Source organism: Duganella sp. Root1480D1 (genome assembly GCF_001427305.1).
GTDB lineage: Bacteria > Pseudomonadota > Gammaproteobacteria > Burkholderiales > Burkholderiaceae_D > Rugamonas.
This window is the reverse complement of the sequence record NZ_LMFZ01000023.1, coordinates 427,079-442,788: the sequence shown is the minus strand read 5'-3', so window position 1 is coordinate 442,788 and position 15,710 is coordinate 427,079. Positions and strand designations below refer to the sequence as shown.

At 64.4% G+C, this 15,710-nt stretch carries 13 protein-coding genes; 9 read left to right on the top strand and 4 right to left on the bottom strand.

Features of this window, described 5'->3' with window-relative positions; genetic code table 11:
- Positions 1–36 precede the first annotated feature (36 nt).
- Entirely contained in the window at positions 37–1,536 is a 1,500-nt protein-coding gene (locus ASD58_RS20100; RefSeq protein WP_057262979.1) for a thymidine phosphorylase family protein, read from the top strand.
- Positions 1,533–2,117 (top strand): NAD(P)H-dependent oxidoreductase, encoded by a 585-nt coding sequence (locus ASD58_RS20095; RefSeq protein WP_057262978.1) that lies wholly within the window; start codon positions 1,533–1,535, stop codon positions 2,115–2,117. The genes ASD58_RS20100 and ASD58_RS20095 overlap by 4 nt, the downstream gene beginning before the upstream one ends.
- Before the next feature lie 2 nt (positions 2,118–2,119).
- Here ASD58_RS20095 and ASD58_RS20090 read toward each other — a convergent pair whose 3' ends face one another.
- A complete protein-coding gene (locus tag ASD58_RS20090) occupies positions 2,120–2,863 on the bottom strand; it encodes an ABC transporter substrate-binding protein (protein ID WP_057262977.1) in 744 nt (247 codons plus the stop codon).
- 44 nt (positions 2,864–2,907) lie between these two features.
- Here ASD58_RS20090 and ASD58_RS20085 point away from each other — a divergent pair, with 44 nt between their 5' ends.
- Positions 2,908–4,398: an AMP nucleosidase gene (locus ASD58_RS20085; protein WP_057262976.1), complete on the top strand. Its 1,491-nt coding sequence runs from the start codon at positions 2,908–2,910 to the stop codon at positions 4,396–4,398.
- 4 nt (positions 4,399–4,402) lie between these two features.
- Here ASD58_RS20085 and ASD58_RS20080 read toward each other — a convergent pair whose 3' ends face one another.
- Genes ASD58_RS20080 through ASD58_RS32645 form a run of 3 tightly spaced genes read right to left on the bottom strand, consistent with a single transcriptional unit; the run spans position 4,403 to position 7,364 of the window.
- Positions 4,403–4,945, bottom strand: coding sequence for a CPBP family intramembrane glutamic endopeptidase (locus ASD58_RS20080; protein ID WP_057262975.1), 543 nt, complete (start codon positions 4,943–4,945; stop codon positions 4,403–4,405).
- A gap of 8 nt (positions 4,946–4,953) precedes the next feature.
- Entirely contained in the window at positions 4,954–6,174 is a 1,221-nt protein-coding gene (locus ASD58_RS20075) for a murein L,D-transpeptidase family protein (protein WP_229210032.1), read from the bottom strand.
- A 5-nt stretch (positions 6,175–6,179) separates the two neighbouring features.
- Positions 6,180–7,364, bottom strand: a complete 1,185-nt coding sequence (locus tag ASD58_RS32645) for a tetratricopeptide repeat protein (RefSeq protein WP_057262973.1) — start codon at positions 7,362–7,364, stop codon at positions 6,180–6,182.
- A 70-nt stretch (positions 7,365–7,434) separates the two neighbouring features.
- Here ASD58_RS32645 and ASD58_RS20065 point away from each other — a divergent pair, with 70 nt between their 5' ends.
- From ASD58_RS20065 to ASD58_RS20040, 6 genes are all read left to right on the top strand, one after another.
- Positions 7,435–8,193: a hypothetical protein gene (locus ASD58_RS20065; protein WP_082565548.1), complete on the top strand. Its 759-nt coding sequence runs from the start codon at positions 7,435–7,437 to the stop codon at positions 8,191–8,193.
- A gap of 68 nt (positions 8,194–8,261) precedes the next feature.
- A complete protein-coding gene (locus ASD58_RS20060; RefSeq protein WP_057262971.1) occupies positions 8,262–9,563 on the top strand; it encodes a DUF3422 family protein in 1,302 nt (433 codons plus the stop codon).
- Entirely contained in the window at positions 9,560–10,699 is a 1,140-nt protein-coding gene (locus ASD58_RS20055; RefSeq protein WP_057262970.1) for an esterase-like activity of phytase family protein, read from the top strand. Before ASD58_RS20060 ends, ASD58_RS20055 begins: the two co-directional genes overlap by 4 nt.
- A gap of 99 nt (positions 10,700–10,798) precedes the next feature.
- Positions 10,799–11,410, top strand: coding sequence for a glutathione S-transferase family protein (locus tag ASD58_RS20050; RefSeq protein WP_057262969.1), 612 nt, complete (start codon positions 10,799–10,801; stop codon positions 11,408–11,410).
- The gene (locus ASD58_RS20045; RefSeq protein WP_082565547.1) at positions 11,407–12,285 is read left to right on the top strand and encodes a pyridoxamine 5'-phosphate oxidase family protein; all 879 of its coding nucleotides are present in this window, start codon (positions 11,407–11,409) and stop codon (positions 12,283–12,285) included. The genes ASD58_RS20050 and ASD58_RS20045 overlap by 4 nt, the downstream gene beginning before the upstream one ends.
- Positions 12,286–12,391: 106 nt before the next feature.
- On the top strand, positions 12,392–15,556 hold the full coding sequence (locus tag ASD58_RS20040; protein ID WP_057262967.1) for an EAL domain-containing protein: 3,165 nt from the start codon (positions 12,392–12,394) through the stop codon (positions 15,554–15,556).
- Positions 15,557–15,710: the final 154 nt, after the last annotated feature.

Below are 15,710 nucleotides of genomic sequence, written 5' to 3'. Positions count from 1 at the left end.
GGGTGGATCGCTTAGGCTGGGCGAAAGGAGTGGACCATGGGATATGCATTACGTGCCAGGCGGCTTGGCATCGACACCTACCAGCAACCGGTGGCTTATATGCGGCGCGACTGCAAGGTGTGCCGCGCCGAAGGCTTTGAAGCGCAATCGCGCATTGAATTGCAATGCGGCGCGCAAAGCGTCGTCGCAACGCTGAACGTGGTCGATGGCGACCTGCTGGACGAGCAGGATATCGGCCTGTCCGAGGCGGCCTGGGAAGCGCTGGCTGCGACGCCTGGCATCCCGGTCAGCGTGCGCCACCCGGCGCCACTGGCTTCCTTCGCCGCTGTGCGCGGCAAGATCCACGGCCGGCCGCTGGACGATGCGGCGGCGCAGGCCATCATTACCGATATTGCCGGCGGCCGCTATCCGGACATCCACCTTTCCAGCTTCATCACGGCCTGCTCGGGCAATCGCCTCGACCTGGCGGAAACCATCGCCCTGACGCGCGTCATGGCTGCGGCAGGCCAGCGCATGCACTGGACGCCCCAGGTGGTGGTGGACAAGCACTGCGTCGGCGGCCTGCCCGGCAACCGCACCACGCTGCTGGTGGTGCCGATTGTTGCAGCTTGCGGCATGACCATGCCCAAGACTTCTTCGCGCGCCATCACGTCGCCGGCCGGCACGGCCGATACCATGGAAACGCTGGCGCCGGTAGCCATCGGCATAGACGCCATGCGCCGCGTGGTGCAGCAGGAGGGCGCTTGCATCGTATGGGGCGGCAGCGTGACCCTGAGCCCGGCCGACGACGTGCTGATTCGCGTCGAACGACCGCTGGAACTCGATAGCGATGGCTTGCTGGTTGCCTCGGTACTGTCGAAAAAGCTGGCGGCCGGCGCCAGCCACGTGCTGATCGACATTCCGGTCGGCCGTACCGCCAAGGTGCGCTCCGAACAGGCCGCAAGCCAGCTTGCCGGGCGCCTGGAAGGCGCCGGCCGAGCGCTGGGCCTGGCGGTGCAATGCATCCTCAGCGACGGCAGCCAGCCGGTCGGCGCCGGCATCGGCCCGGCGCTGGAAGCGATGGACGTGCTGGCGGTGCTGCAAGGCGCGCCCAACGCGCCGCAGGACTTGCGCCAGCGCGCCCTGGCACTTGCCGCCGGCGTACTGGAACTGGGCGGCCGCGCCGCACCCGGCGAAGGCATGGCGCTGGCCGCGCAAACCCTGGACTCGGGCGCCGCCTGGGCCAAGTTCCAGGCCATCTGCGCCGCGCAGGGCGGCATGCGCCAGCCTCCGGTTGCTGCCTGCACCCACGTGCTGGATGCGCGCCATGCCGGCCGCGTGGTGGCCGTCGACAACCGCAAGCTTGCCACGCTGGCCAAGCTGGCCGGTGCGCCGCGCGCCGCAGCCGCCGGCGTGCGCTTCCTTGCGCCGCTTGGCAGCAGGCTCGAAGTGGGTCAGCCAATCCTGTCGATTCATGCCGACACGCCGGGCGAACTGGCTTATGCGCTGGAATACGCCGAAGCCCAAAGCAACCTGGTCACGGTGGAGGACGCATGAGCAAGATCCTCGTGATCCAGGGCCATCCCGACCCGGCCGGCGGGCATCTGTGCCATGCCCTGGCCGAGGCCTATGCCGGCGCTGCCCGTGCAGCCGGCCACCAGGTGGAGGTGGTCACGCCGGCCATGCTGGAATTTCCCTTGCTGGCCAATGCCCATGAATGGGAGCAGGGCGACGTGCCGCCGGCGCTGGCCCCGGCCCAGCGCTGCATCGCCGGTGCGCAGCATATCGCGATCTTCTATCCGCTCTGGCTGGGCGACATGCCGGCTCGCCTGAAAGCCTTCCTGGAACAGGTGGCGCGCCCCGGTTTTGCACTGGACAGCAAGGCCAGGAACCCTCTGCACGCGGGCCTGCTGGCCGGCCGCAGCGCACGCGTGGTGGTGACGATGGGGATGCCGGCGCTGTTCTATCGCTGGTACTTCTGCGCCCACAGCCTGAAATCGCTGGAGCGCAATATTCTGAACTTCGTCGGCATTGCGCCGGTGCGCAAGACGCTGGTCGGCGGCGCCGGCAAGATGGATGCGGTGGCGGTGGCGGCCTGGCGCCAGCGCATGCAGGTGCTCGGCGCCAAGGGAATATAAAGCTAGCGGCGCGGCGTATCGTTGCGCGCCAGGATGGCGCGGTTCAGGCGGTCCATCGTCTCAGGCGGCACGTCCCGGCTGCAGACGATATGGCGTTTCAGGCCGGGCGGCATGTCGGCGACATCGATCAGTACCAGCGATTGCAGTTCAGGGAACTTGAGGCGCAGGTAGTTCCAGTCTTCGCGATCGACAAACAGGTAATCGGCGCGGCCGAATGCCACCATGCGGAACATGGCCGAGGTTTCCACGGTGCGCCGCATGATGCGGTTCTTGCTGCTGGCGATCAGGGCATCGAGTTCCGGACCATAGGAAACGCCATCGATCACGCCCAGCGTCAGCGATTTATCCGAAAGCAGGGCTTTCAGGTTCTGGTGGGACCTGATGCGGTCCGCCACCGCCGGCACGGCCAGCACGGCATGCGGCAGGTCGGCATGCACCGGCAGCGAATATTGCGCAACGGCTTCGCGCTCGGGCAGGCGGTACCAACTGATCGAACAGTAATTCGGGGTGCCGTGGTTGAAATTGGCCCAGATGCGTTTTTGCGGCTCGTTGACGAACACCGCAGGCACGCCGGCTGCTGCAAATACCTGCTTGGCGCGTTCCAGCATGAAGCCTTTCGCGACCTTGTTCTCGTCAAAGTAATAGTAAGGTGGTTTCTCGCGCCAGGCTACGGTTAACGGCGCATCTGCCAGCGCATTTGCCGTGCCGCCTGCCGCAATCAATCCGATTAAATATTTCTGCCACATGCTGCCATTATAATAGGACGAAGCCCGCAGAAAGGAGTAGCACGATGTTCAGCCGTCCCCACGTAGCACCCCGCATGTTTGACGATCCTTCCGCAGCACTGGCCCAGGTCCGGGCAATTTATGACGATAGTATCCGCTTCCTGCGCGAATCGCTGCAGCGCTTTGTCGAAGGCGAAACGCCGACCGAGCGCGTGCGGGCCTGCTACCCGTATGTCCGGGTGCAGACAGAAACCGTGGCGCGCGCCGATTCGCGCCTGTCCTACGGCTTTGTCGCCGGCCCCGGCGCCTTCGAAACAACCCTGACGCGCCCCGACCTGTTTGAAGGCTATTACACCGAACAATTCCGGCTGCTGTTGAAAAACCACGGCCAGCAGCAGATGCAGATCGAAGTAGGGCTCAGCTCGCAGCCGATTCCCATCCACTTTTCCTTCGCTGAGCACGACCACATCGAGGGCAGCCTGAGCGCCGAGCGCCGCCTGCTGATGCGCGACGTCTTCGACCTGCCCAACCTGGCGGCCATGGACGACGGCATCGCCAACGGCACATTCGAGGCTGCACCCGGCGAGGCGCAGCCCTTGTCGCTGTTCACCGCGCCGCGCGTCGACTATTCGCTGCAGCGCCTGCGCCATTACACCGGCACCTCGCCCGAGCATTTCCAGAACTTCGTCATGTTCACGAACTACCAGTTCTACATCGACGAATTCGTGCGCCTGGGCCATGAGCTGATGGCCAGCCCCGACAGCGACGGCTATGTAGCCTTTGTCGAACCGGGCAATATCGTCACGCGCCGCGTCGGCCACGCCATGCAGCCGGGCGACGACCTGGGCGCCGCGCCGCCACGCCTGCCGCAGATGCCGGGCTACCACCTGGTGCGCGCCGACGGCAGCGGCATCAGCATGGTGAATATCGGCGTCGGCCCGGCCAACGCCAAGACCGCCACCGACCACATCGCGGTACTGCGCCCGCATGCCTGGCTGATGCTGGGCCACTGCGCCGGCCTGCGCAATACGCAGCAGCTGGGCGACTATGTGCTGGCCCACGGCTATGTGCGTGAAGACCACGTGCTGGACGAGGATTTGCCGCTGTGGGTGCCGATTCCGGCCCTGGCCGAAGTGCAGGTGGCGATCGAATCGGCGGTGGCGGAAGTCACTCGGTTGGGCGGCCATGACCTGAAGCGCGTGCTGCGCACCGGTACCGTGGCCAGTACCGACAACCGCAATTGGGAGCTGCTGCCGCAGCGCACCCCTGAGCGCCGCTTCAGCCAGAGCAGGGCGGTGGCGCTGGACATGGAAAGTGCCACCATTGCCGCCAACGGCTTCCGCTTCCGCGTCCCTTACGGCACGCTGCTGTGCGTCAGCGACAAGCCGCTGCATGGCGAGATCAAGCTGCCAGGCATGGCCAACCAGTTCTACCGCGACCGCGTCGACCAGCACCTGCGCATCGGCATCCGCGCGCTTGAATTGCTGCGCGGCCTAGGTTCGGACAAGCTGCATAGCCGCAAACTGCGCAGTTTCGCCGAGGTGGCCTTCCAGTAAAGGGTTAACGCATGGCCAGCCGGCGAACCAGGCACAGGCCAATGATGTCGACGATGGCATGGGCGATCATCACGCATAGCAAGCCGGCGTACTCGAAGGCGAAGCCGAGCAGCACGCCCATGCCGAACACGCCGCTGGCTTGCCACAGGGCCGCCCGGTCGAAGCGGCGGAAGTCGTAGGCGCCGGCGTGCACCAGCAGGAACAGCAGGCTGGCGCCCCAGATCCCGGCCAGCGGCTGCAGCGCGGCACGGAACAGCAGTTCTTCCGATACGCCGGCGGCGAGCGATATCCATAAGGGATTCCAGCCACTGAGGTCGAGCCGCGCGTAGCTGGCGGCAGTGCGCTGCACGGCTTCGGAATCTGGCTTGCGCAGCGTGGTCAGGGCTGAAGTGCCGCCCGCAAGCAGCCCGATGGCAATGCCCGCCAGGCCTTGCTGCCACCACGGCCAGCCGGCCTGCAGCAATGCGGCGAGCGGCGCCTGCCGGAGCAGCAGGATGGCAATGGCGATGCCCGCCAGTGCGGCGCAACTGAGAAGTTGCGTGCGCAAGGGGATCTTCAGATCATGCTTTCGAAGATGATCTTCCACTCGCTGCCTTCACGCGCCCAGTATTGGCGCTTGCGCTGGGTGGAGCGGTTCTTGCCGATCTTCGACTCGAGGGTAAAGGTGCTGACCAGCATGTCGTCGCGGCTTGGGTAGCGGAAGATGGTCACTTCGCTGAGCGACACGCTGAGTCCAGCCACGCTGGCCAAGGGGCGCATGTCCTTCTCATACCAGGTCTTCAGGTCTTCGCCATTGGCCGACTTGAACTTGCCCGAATAGTTCTTCAGCAGGCGCTTGCTGTCGGCGCTGACCAGGTCGGCGCGCCAGGATTCGACCAGGCGGTTCGCGGTGAAGCGTTCGTTATCCCATTTGGCCTTGCTGATGAATTCCTGGTGGTCGGCAATCACCACCGGGGTCTTGCCGATGTCGACCGTGCCTTCCAGCTTGCGCAAATCGTCATTGGTCAGCACCACGCAGCCATCGGAGGCGAGGGGCGGGCGACTGTAATTATCGGCTGGCGTGCCATGCAGGAAGATGCCGCCGCCGCTGCGGCCATTCAGCCGGTCCCACTCGTTGGGGTAATTGATGCGCAGTGCGCTGGCGCCGTAAAAGTCGGGCAGCTTGGGGCCGGATACGCGGCCGGTAATGTAGTACACGCCGAGCGGGGTTTTCTGGTCGCCTTCGCGGAACTTGTCGACGCCCAGCTTGCCCTGGCTGACGTAGTAATCGGTCACCAGTTTCAGCTCGCCGTTGTTGTGCTGGTAAACGTACAGGCGCGATTGGGTGGCGTCGACCACCAGCACATGGCGCATGTCGGCGCGAAGCTGTAGTACGGAGCGCGGCGCCAGCTCCGGGCCGGGACGCGCCACCAGGGTTTGCAGGCGCACGCGCGCTTCATCGCGCAAGTCTTTCAGCTTGTCGGCCGGGCCGCTGGCGCCGGCGCCGAGCTGGCCCACCGGCTTGGTGTGCATCAGCAGCAGGTCGCCGCGGATCAGGTGGCCAACGCGGAAATTCGGGTAGGCCTGCACCAGGGCATCGGCCTTGGCCATTGCTTCCTGAAGCTGGCTGGCGCGCAGGTCCTGGTAAATCTCGAGCAGCATGATTTCCGCATCCTTGCGCGCGCGCGGGGCTTCGGCCGGATGAATGGACTTGGCCATGCCGGTACCGGCTGGCGTCAGCAGGGCGCATGCTGCCAGCAGCGCTGCAGCGGCGCTGGCACTTGCTCGCTTCGACATCTCCATCAGCCCCCCGACTGCTCTTGCTTGATCAGCCAATTCTTGCCTTGCTTCTCCAGCACCAGGGTCTTGCGTCCGGTGGTGCTGAGGCGGTCCGACACATACTTCTGGCGGAATTTCACGGTCGCGGTATTGCCATTGACCGTCACTTGCGGCGCCTCGACGGACACCTTGATATGGCCTTTGCCCTCGATGCGGGCGGTACGGTCGGCTTCCCAGGCTTTGCGGTTCTGGCCTTTCGGCGTCTGGAAATTGCTGCCGTAGGCGTTCAGGTAGCCTTTCATGTCCTGTGCGCTCCAGGCTTTAGCCCAGTTCTCGACAGCCCTGACGACATCGGTGCCATCGGCATCTTCTTTCCGGGCCTGCTCGGCTTTGGGCGCCGCCTTTGCCAATTGTACCGCCGGCGCTGGAGCCGGGGCCGCCGCCGGCGGAACCGTCGGGATTGGCTTGGCCTGTGCCAGGACCGGCGCGGGCGCCGGTGCTGGAAGCGGGACAGGTTTTGCAGCCGCCGGAGGCAACCTGGCCGGAGCGGGGGCAGGGGCCGGAACCGGGGCAGGCGCCGCCTGCGCGATGACCGGGGCCGGCGCCGAGGACGGCGCGGCGGTCTTGGCAGGTGCCGGCGCCGACGCTGCAGCGATTGCCGCCAGCGGTGACGCGGCCTCGCCGCCCTTCGGCGTCAGCGTCCGCACCATTGCCAGCTTGGCCTTCTGCGGTGGCTGCTGGTTCGGATCGGCCAGTTGCATGGCTTTGTCATAAGACTGGCTGGCCAGCTTTGCGTAGACATCGCCCAGGTTTTCGTGGGCGGTGGCATACGCTGGATTGGTGCGGATCGCCCGTTCCAACGCAACGCGGGCCTTATCGTAATTGCCGGCCGATGCATGCAGCACGGCCAGGTTGTTATAAGGCTCAGGTAATTCCGGATAATCTTCCGTCAGTTTTTGGAAAACATTAATTGCATCGGCAGTTTTGCCCTGTTCGGACAATATCATCCCTTTAATAAATCGCAATTGTGCATCCCTTGGCCGTTGCGATAATGCAACATCAACCTTGGCCAAAGCGGCTGGCAATTGCCCTCCGCGCATCATTTTATTGATATCTGCGACCTCATCGGCCTGCGCGGAAAAACACGCAATTAATAGCGCGGCCCCTAGCGCAAGGGCTGTACGAGAGGAAATTTGCAATGCCTGCATTTATTTATTTTGCCGACGGGAAATAAACACCCATTTTATCAAATCCCGGGTGGCTGAATATACTTAGAAGATGGAACTAAGTATTACGCAGGAGGACGCGGGACATACGGCAGAGGGTTTGCCGCTGTTCATTTTTGCGCTTTCCAACCGTCACGGGATGGAGGTGCGGATCAGCACGCTGGGCGGTGCAATTGCCGGGCTCCACGCACCCGACCGGAATGGCCGGCTCGCCAACGTCGTGCACGGCGAAGCGCCGGATTGCGGCATCCATTTGCTTCCCGCGCCGGGACGTGCCTTGCACCGCCTGCCCTGGCACGCAGTGCCGCTGTTGGAGGACGCCAGCGTCGGCCTGCGCCTGGTCAGTCCCGGTCCGCACGCCGTGGTGGCGACCTATATCCTGGACGAAGCGAGCTGCCTCACGCTGCATTGCCAGGCGCCAGCAGCCGCAGCGGCGACGATTTGCCTGCGCGCGGCGTTCAATATCGCCGGCGAAGGCGAGGTGCCGGGCCAATTGCTGCAGGTGAGCGCGGCGCGCGTGGTGCCGGCCGGCGAGCACGCGCAGGATGTCGCCGGCACGCCATGGGATTGCCGCTCGGCGCGCCCGCTGGCCGACCTGCCGGGACAAGCGCGCTACCTGCTGGACAAGGGCAACGGCGTTGATCCCGCGCTGCGCCTGCTCGACCCGGCCAGCGGGCGCTTACTGGAGTTCACAAGCGATGGCGCCAGCCTGCGGCTGGGGACCGGTGACCCGCCGGCATACCTGTGGCTGGAGCCAATCGTGGCAGCGGCCGGTGGCTCCGTCACCTTGCGCTTCGGCGCCCAGCCCTAGGCCAGCCGCCGGGCTTATGGTAAATACAATGTTAATATTTGGTCTCCGCCATCACCGAGCCCAGTCCAATGAGTATCGTGTTTTCCAGCCTGAACCACGCGCAGCGCGTGCCCCTCGCTGCCGAAATCCACTCGCGTCCCTTCCTGAAACTGGATGCGCCGACTCTGCTGACCCATTTCGCCATCATGGGCGAACAGGAGCAGCAGGAGTTGCTGGCGGAGCTGTGTGGCCATTTCGGCGTGGCGCCGCCGGCGGCAGGCGGTAAATACTTTACCCACGACTTTGGCCGCTTTCGCCTGAAGTGGGAGCTGCACACGGAATTCGCCACCTTCACTTTCGCTGAAACCGTGGCCAGCATGCCGCTGCCGGAAGACGCCTTCACCAATATGCCTTCGCGCCACCTGCCTGAGCAATGGCTGTTGCGCCTGCAGGGCAGGGTGCTGGTGGCGGCGCACGTGCTGCTTGGGCGTCCGGGCGGCATGCAACGTGCGTTCGCGGAGAGCCTTCAGCGCCTGTTCCAGGGTGCCCCGCTGGCAGGCAGCCAGGTGATGAATGGCGGCGAAATGTGGACCGACTTTGCCATCCACGCCGACGGTTTCAGCCGCTTCGTGATCTGCGACGCCGGCATGCATGAACAGCAGTCGGGCCGCCTGGTGCAGCGCGTGCTGGAAATCGAAACCTACCGCATGATGGCCTTGCTAGGCCTGCCGGCCGCGCAAAACGCCACGCCGGAATTGAACGAAGTGGAGGCTGAACTGGCCACGCTGGCCGGCGCCCTGGTCGAAGCCGACGGCAAGGTCGACGACGGCTCCACCGAACAGGCGCTGCTCGACCGCATTACCCACCTCGCGGCGCGCATTGAAAAGGTTTCGGCCGATACCAGCTACCGCTTCGCCGCGGCCAAGGCGTATTTCGGCCTGGTCAACGCCCGCATCGACGAATTGCGCGAGCTGCGCATCGAAGGCACGCCCACCGTGGAAGAGTTCATGGAGCGCCGCCTGGCGCCCGCCATGAAGACATGCGAAGCCGTGGCCGCGCGCCAGCAGGCGCTGGCCGGACGTATCGCCAACTGCAACGATTTGCTGCGCACCCGCGTCGGCATCGTGCAGGAAGCGCAGAACCGCAAGATCCTGCAGTCGATGAATGCGCGCGCCGCGCAACAGCTTCGCCTGCAGCAAGCGGTGGAAGGCTTGTCGGTGGCGGCGATCTCGTATTACGTGGTGGGCCTGATCGGCTATACCGCCAAGGGCGCCAAGGTCCTCGGCGTCGGCATCAATCCCGAACTGCTGATGGGTGTGATGGTGCCGGTAGTGGCAGCCGGCATGTGGCTCGGTTTGCGCAGCATGCACAAGCGCCTGCACCACGCATGATGCGCGTCGTTCGTTGCCTTGCCTCGCTGGCAATGGGGGCGGCTTTGGCCGCCTGTGCTCCAGCCGCCCGCCTTGCACCTGCTTCCACGGCATCTTCAGTCAGCGCGCTGCGCTTCATTGGCGAACAGCGCGTACCGCACCAGGCCATGTTCCAGGACACCATGCTGGGCGGTTTCTCCGGCCTCGATTACGATGCGGCCCGCGGCCGCTGGGTGGTCGAAAGCGACGACCGGTGTACGCACAACCCCGCGCGCTATTACGAAGCCGAACTGGATTTCGACGCTACTTCATTCCGGGCGGTACGCTTTACCGGCATGCATTACTTCCTGAACGCCGACGGCAAGAACTTTGTCGCCACCGCCGGGGGCTGTACGCGCGCCGACGTGGAATCGATCCGCATCGATCCGTTGGACGGCAGCATGTGGTATTCGAGCGAAGGGGACCGGCGCTACAGCCTCGATCCCTTCATCCGCCATGCTACCCGCGAGGGCGCGTTGCTGGTCGAATTGCCGTTGCCGGAGAACTTCAAGGTGCACAAGGACGAAGAACGCGGCTCGCGCTACAACGCTACCTTCGAAGGGTTGGCCTTCGCGCCGGGTGGTGGCAGCCTGTGGGCCTCCATCGAATGGCCGCTGTATGAAGATGGCCCGATCCCGACCCCGCAGCACGGCGCCGTGGTGCGCATGACGCAGTTCCAGCGCGACGGCCAGGTGCTGCGCCAGTTCGCCTATCCGCTGGACGCTATTCCGGCTGAACCGGGGCCGGGCAAGGATGCCGAAAACGGCGTGTCCGAAATCCTCGCGCTGCCCGATGGCGAACTGCTGGTGCTGGAACGCGCCACGGTACAAAGCGCCGATGGCATCCATACCAATTACGTGCGGCTGTACGCCAGCGATGCACGCGAGGCGAGCGATGTGAAGTCTTTGCCCGGCCTGGCCGGTGCGCAATTCACGCCGGCACGCAAGCGGCTGGTGCTGGACTTCCGCGCGCTCGGCCTGCCGCGCATCGACAACCTGGAAGCCATGGCCTTCGGCCCGCGCCTGCCAAACGGCCACGCCACCCTGCTGTTTGCCAGCGACGACAACTTTGGCAAGAGCCAGGTCACGCAATTCCTGCTGTTCGAAGTGCTGCCCTGAGCATTGTTCCGATTAATGGAATAGTCAATTGTTGTTGGCGGTGATTCTCATCATCGTCAACATGGATCAAACTTTCATCATTACTTGAAAGGAGATCCAATGAAGCTGTACTACCACCCAATTTCCGGCCACGCCCACCGCGCCCACCTGTTCCTGTCCCTGCTGGGCCTGGACTTCGAGCTGGTCGAAGTCGACCTGATGAAGTCCGAGCAAAAGACCGAGGCCTTCCTCCAGCTGAACCCTTTCGGCCAGGTGCCGGTGCTGGAGGATGACGGCGTGGTGATCGCCGACTCCAACGCCATCCTGGTCTACCTCGCCACGCGCTATGGCAACGCCAACTGGCTGCCGCAAGACCCGGTCGGCGCCGCCGGGGTGCAGCGCTGGCTATCGGTTGCTGCCGGTGAAATTGCCAGCGGCCCGGCTACCGCCCGCATCATCAAGCTGTTCAAGAAGCCGATCGACCCGGCCGACGCCATCGCTCGTGCCCACCGCATCCTGGGCCTGGTCGAAGGCAGCCTGGCCGGCAAGGAGTGGATCGCCGCCGGCTGGCCGACCATTGCCGATATCGCGTTGTATAGCTATATCGCGCGTGCACCCGAGGGCAATGTCGACCTGGCGGACTACGCCAACGTGAAAGCCTGGCTGGCCCGCGTTGAAAACCTGCCGCGCTTCCAGCCCTTCATCAAATCACCGGTCGGGCTGGCAGCATGAACGCGCCCTGGCACGCCGGCGAAATCGCGATCCAGTCCACTATTGGCGCGGTAGAACGCATGGACGAAATCGGCCGCAAGGTGATCCGCAATTACATGCCGGACCAGCACCGCGACTTTTTCGCCCAATTGCCGTTCGCCGTGTTCGGCAGCGTCGATGCCGAAGGACGGCCGTGGGCCACGCTGCGTGCCGGGGAAGAAGGCTTCATGCATGCGCCGGATCCGCAGCGCTTGCAGCTCCTGCTGCCGGCGGAGCACGACGACCCGGCGCAGGCCGGCCTGCGCGATGGGGCGGCAGTCGGCATGCTCGGCATCGAATTGCATACGCGCCGCCGCAACCGCTTGAATGGCCGGCTGCGCGCACTCGGTGGCGAGCAGTTTGAAATCGCGGTAGCCGAATCGTTCGGCAATTGCCCGAAGTACATTCACGAACGGGACTATCGTTTCGAGCGGATGCCGGACGAGCCGTCGGGCTTGCCGCCACGCAACTTGCCGCAACTCGATGCACTGGCGCGCGATCTGATCGGGCGTTCCGGAACTTTTTTTGTCGCGACGTATTTTGTCGACGGCGAGGAAATGCGTGTGGACGTGTCGCACCGCGGCGGGCCGCCAGGCTTTGTCCAGATCAGCAGCACAGGGAGCCTGCTGGTGCCAGACTATGAAGGCAATCGCTTCTTTGCGACTCTCGGTAACATACTGCTGAATGGCAGGGCAGGCCTGGTGTTTCCGGATTTTGAGAGCGGCGGTCTGTTACAGATGAGCGGAACGGCGCGCGTTGTCTTGGACGGAACGGAAAGGCACTGGGAATTCCAGCCGCAGCAGCTTGTGTGGCGGGAAGATGCATTGCCGCTCAGATGGGCGCTGCTAGCAAAATAGTTCTGCTACCATCGGTCGCATGGATAGGGCTTCTCTCGCTTCGCCCGGAAGGACCAGGCTGGATGCATTCACCGCGGTGTATGAACACAGCCCCAACTTGGCTTTTATGATGGATGCCGATGGCACTTTGCTTGCCGCGAACGCCCATGCGCGACGGTTGGCAGAGGAGCTCGGCTCCGGGGAGAAGGCGTTCGGCTTGTTCCGCAGCTGGGCCGCCGCCGAACTGCGCGACGATGCCATTCCCGAGGCCAAGCAGCGCGGCGTGTGGCGCGGCGAGCTGGCATTGTGCGAGAAGGATGGCGACGGTGCCCCGGTTTCGCTGGCGCTGGAATACTACGCCGGGCATGGCGCCCAGCCCGAATGCTTCCGCTGCATCGTCACCCCGCTGCCCGAGGCCGATTCCTATGGTTCGCGGCTGCGCTTCAAGCGCCTGTTCGACCATCACCCGCATGCCATGTGGGTGTACGACGTGGCCACCCTGCGTTTCCTGGTGGTGAATCGCGCGGCGGTGGCGATTTACGGCTACAGCGAGGAAGAATTCCTCGAGATGACGATCGAGGACATCCGCCCCGACCACGAGCTGGAGCGTCTGCATGACGACCTGGAGACTTCACCGCAGGCCGCGGCGCAGCAATCCGGCGCCTGGACCCATCGCTGCAAGGATGGCCGCCTGATCCAGGTCGAGATCTCCTCGCATCCTTTGCTGATGGCAGGGCATAAGGCACGCTTCGTGTTCGCCCACGACGTGACCCGGCGCCTGCGGGTCGAAAAGGCCCTGCATGAATCGCAGGAGATGACGCAACTGGTGGTCGACCATATCCCGCACCAGATCTTCTGGAAGGACCTGGACTTGCGGTACCGCGGCTGCAATGACGTGTTCCTGCGAGCGGCCGGCCTGTCGTCGCAGGAAGCGGTCGTGGGCAAGAGCGATTTCGATTTCCCCTGGTCGCATAACGCGGAGCGCATCCGCGCCGACGATGCCAAGATCATCCACAGTGGTGTGCCTGAGCTGAATCGCGAAGACCACCTGTTGTTCGCCGACGGCAGCGTGCACTGGTTCCTGATCAACAAGCTGCCCCTGCACGACCAGGCTGGCAAGACCATCGGCCTGCTCGGCACCATCGAGGATGTGTCGGAGCGCAAGCAGGTCGAGCTGATGCTGCAGTTACATAACCGCGCGCTGGAATCGAGCGTGAATGCAATTGCCATCACCGCTATCCATGACGGCAGCGATACCATCGAATACGCCAACCAGGCGCTGGCCGAGCTGACCGGCGATGCGGCCGGCGAACTGGCCGGCCGCAGCCTTGAGCAATTGCTGGCCGACCGGGATGATGCGGCGGCCCAAGCCGCCCTGCATGCGGCGGTGCATGGCCAAAGCGATGTGCAGCTCATGCTGCGCGGCCGCCACCGCGATGGCCGCAGCTGGTGGGCGCAATTGCACGTGGCGCCCGTTGGCGGCAGCGAAGGCCAGCACACGCACCGGGTCTGCGTGCTGACCGACATGACCTCCACCATGGATTACCAGGCGCAGCTCGAGCACCAGGCCAGCCACGATGCACTGACCGGCCTGCCCAACCGCAACCTGTGCGGCGACCGCCTGGCGCAAGCGATCAGCTATGCGCAGCGCTATGGCCACACGGTGTGGGTAGCTTTCCTCGACCTGGACAACTTCAAGCTGGTCAACGACAACCAGGGCCACGGGGCCGGCGACGAACTGCTGCGCACCGTGGCTGGCCGCCTGCGCTCCAGCGTGCGCGACACCGACACCGTGGCGCGCATGGGCGGCGATGAATTCGTGCTGGTGCTGCTCGATAGCCACGATGCGACGCCATCGCAAGCCATGCTGAGCAAGATTATCGACAGCGTGTCGGCGCCGATGCAGCTGGCGGGGCAGGAGCATACGGTGACCTGCAGCATGGGCGTGGCGCTGTACCCGGCCGACAGCACCGATCCGCAGCTCCTGATGCGCTATGCCGACATTGCCATGTACCGCGCCAAGGAGAGCGGCCGCAACCAGGTGCAGTTCTACGAGCCTGCCATGCATGCGCGCATCGTGGAGCGGGCCGCCATTGAAAACGAACTGCGCGGCGCCCTGGCGCGCGGTGAAATGTTCCTGGTCTACCAGCCCAAGATGAATGTAGCCAGCGGCGAAATCTCCGGCGTCGAAGCTCTGCTGCGCTGGCGCCATCCGACCATGGGCCTGATCCCTCCGGGGCGCTTCATTGGCGTGGCCGAAGAAACGGGCCTGATCGTGGCGCTGGGGCGCTGGGTGATCAACGCCGCCTGCGCGCAGAACAAGGCCTGGCAGGACGCCGGGCTGCGGCCGTTACGGGTGGCAGTGAATGTTTCGGCACGCCAGTTCCGCGACAAGAACCTGGCTGACGAGGTGGTGGAGGCGCTGCGCAGCACCGGCCTGCAGGCCCAATACCTCGAACTGGAGCTGACCGAGAGCATGATGATGCAGAACGCCGATGAGGCGGTGGTCGCCGTGCAGCGCCTGAAGAAGGTCGGGGTGGGGATCTCGATCGACGACTTTGGCACCGGTTATTCCAGCCTGGCCTACCTCAAGCTATTCCCCATCGACTACCTGAAAATCGACCAGTCCTTCGTGCGCGACATGCTGGGCGACCCCACGGTGGCGGCCATCGTGCGCTCGGTGATTTCGCTGGGCCACAGCCTCGACTTCCGCATCATTGCCGAAGGCGTGGAGACGGAAGGGCAACTGGCCTATCTGCAGCGCTATAACTGTGATGAAGCCCAGGGCTACCACCTCAGCCAACCGATTATGCCGGAGGCTTTCGCCGCCTTGCTGAAGCAGGAGCAATCGCGCCAGCCGGCGCTGCGGGCGGCGGAGGACCGCAAGGGCACTTTGCTGCTGCTCGATGACGAGCCGAATGTGCTGTCGTCCCTGATGCGGCTATTGCGGCGCGATGGCTACAGGATCCTGGCGGCGCACAATGCACAGGAAGCGTTCTCCATGTTGGCCACCCATGAAGTGCAGGTGGTGGTCAGCGACCAGCGCATGCCGGACATGAACGGCACCGAGTTCCTGAGCCGGGTGCGCAAGCTGTACCCGGGCACGGTGCGCATCATCCTGTCCGGCTATGCCGAACTGGAGTCCGTGCTGAACGCCATCAACCGCGGTGAGATTTACCGCTTCTATACCAAGCCTTGGGACGACCAGGCACTGCGCGACAATATCCGCGAAGCCTTCCGCTACCATGCCTTGACGCATGGCGGCGACGGCCACGCGCCAACCGGCACCTAGCTGGCCGAAAGCGCCGCGAATGCGCCCAGCCGGGCCCCTTCGCAGGTTTGGCCCAGGCCAATGACCGCCTTGAACCAGCCCACTGTAGCACGGTTAAACAATTTCCCTGCCGTTCCATTTGGATTTCTGGCAAGATTTGAAGCAACAATATAAC

What these genes read in the sequence shown, in the direction of transcription:
- ASD58_RS20100 (WP_057262979.1), top strand. Translation starts at nt 37, where the DNA reads ATGGGATATGCATTACGTGCCAGGCGGCTTGGCATCGACACCTACCAG.
- ASD58_RS20095 (WP_057262978.1), top strand. Translation starts at nt 1,533, where the DNA reads ATGAGCAAGATCCTCGTGATCCAGGGCCATCCCGACCCGGCCGGCGGG.
- ASD58_RS20090 (WP_057262977.1), bottom strand. Translation starts at nt 2,863, where the DNA reads ATGTGGCAGAAATATTTAATCGGATTGATTGCGGCAGGCGGCACGGCA.
- ASD58_RS20085 (WP_057262976.1), top strand. Translation starts at nt 2,908, where the DNA reads ATGTTCAGCCGTCCCCACGTAGCACCCCGCATGTTTGACGATCCTTCC.
- ASD58_RS20075 (WP_229210032.1), bottom strand. Translation starts at nt 6,174, where the DNA reads ATGTCGAAGCGAGCAAGTGCCAGCGCCGCTGCAGCGCTGCTGGCAGCA.
- ASD58_RS32645 (WP_057262973.1), bottom strand. Translation starts at nt 7,364, where the DNA reads ATGCAGGCATTGCAAATTTCCTCTCGTACAGCCCTTGCGCTAGGGGCC.
- ASD58_RS20065 (WP_082565548.1), top strand. Translation starts at nt 7,435, where the DNA reads ATGGAACTAAGTATTACGCAGGAGGACGCGGGACATACGGCAGAGGGT.
- ASD58_RS20060 (WP_057262971.1), top strand. Translation starts at nt 8,262, where the DNA reads ATGAGTATCGTGTTTTCCAGCCTGAACCACGCGCAGCGCGTGCCCCTC.
- ASD58_RS20055 (WP_057262970.1), top strand. Translation starts at nt 9,560, where the DNA reads ATGATGCGCGTCGTTCGTTGCCTTGCCTCGCTGGCAATGGGGGCGGCT.
- ASD58_RS20050 (WP_057262969.1), top strand. Translation starts at nt 10,799, where the DNA reads ATGAAGCTGTACTACCACCCAATTTCCGGCCACGCCCACCGCGCCCAC.
- ASD58_RS20045 (WP_082565547.1), top strand. Translation starts at nt 11,407, where the DNA reads ATGAACGCGCCCTGGCACGCCGGCGAAATCGCGATCCAGTCCACTATT.
- ASD58_RS20040 (WP_057262967.1), top strand. Translation starts at nt 12,392, where the DNA reads ATGATGGATGCCGATGGCACTTTGCTTGCCGCGAACGCCCATGCGCGA.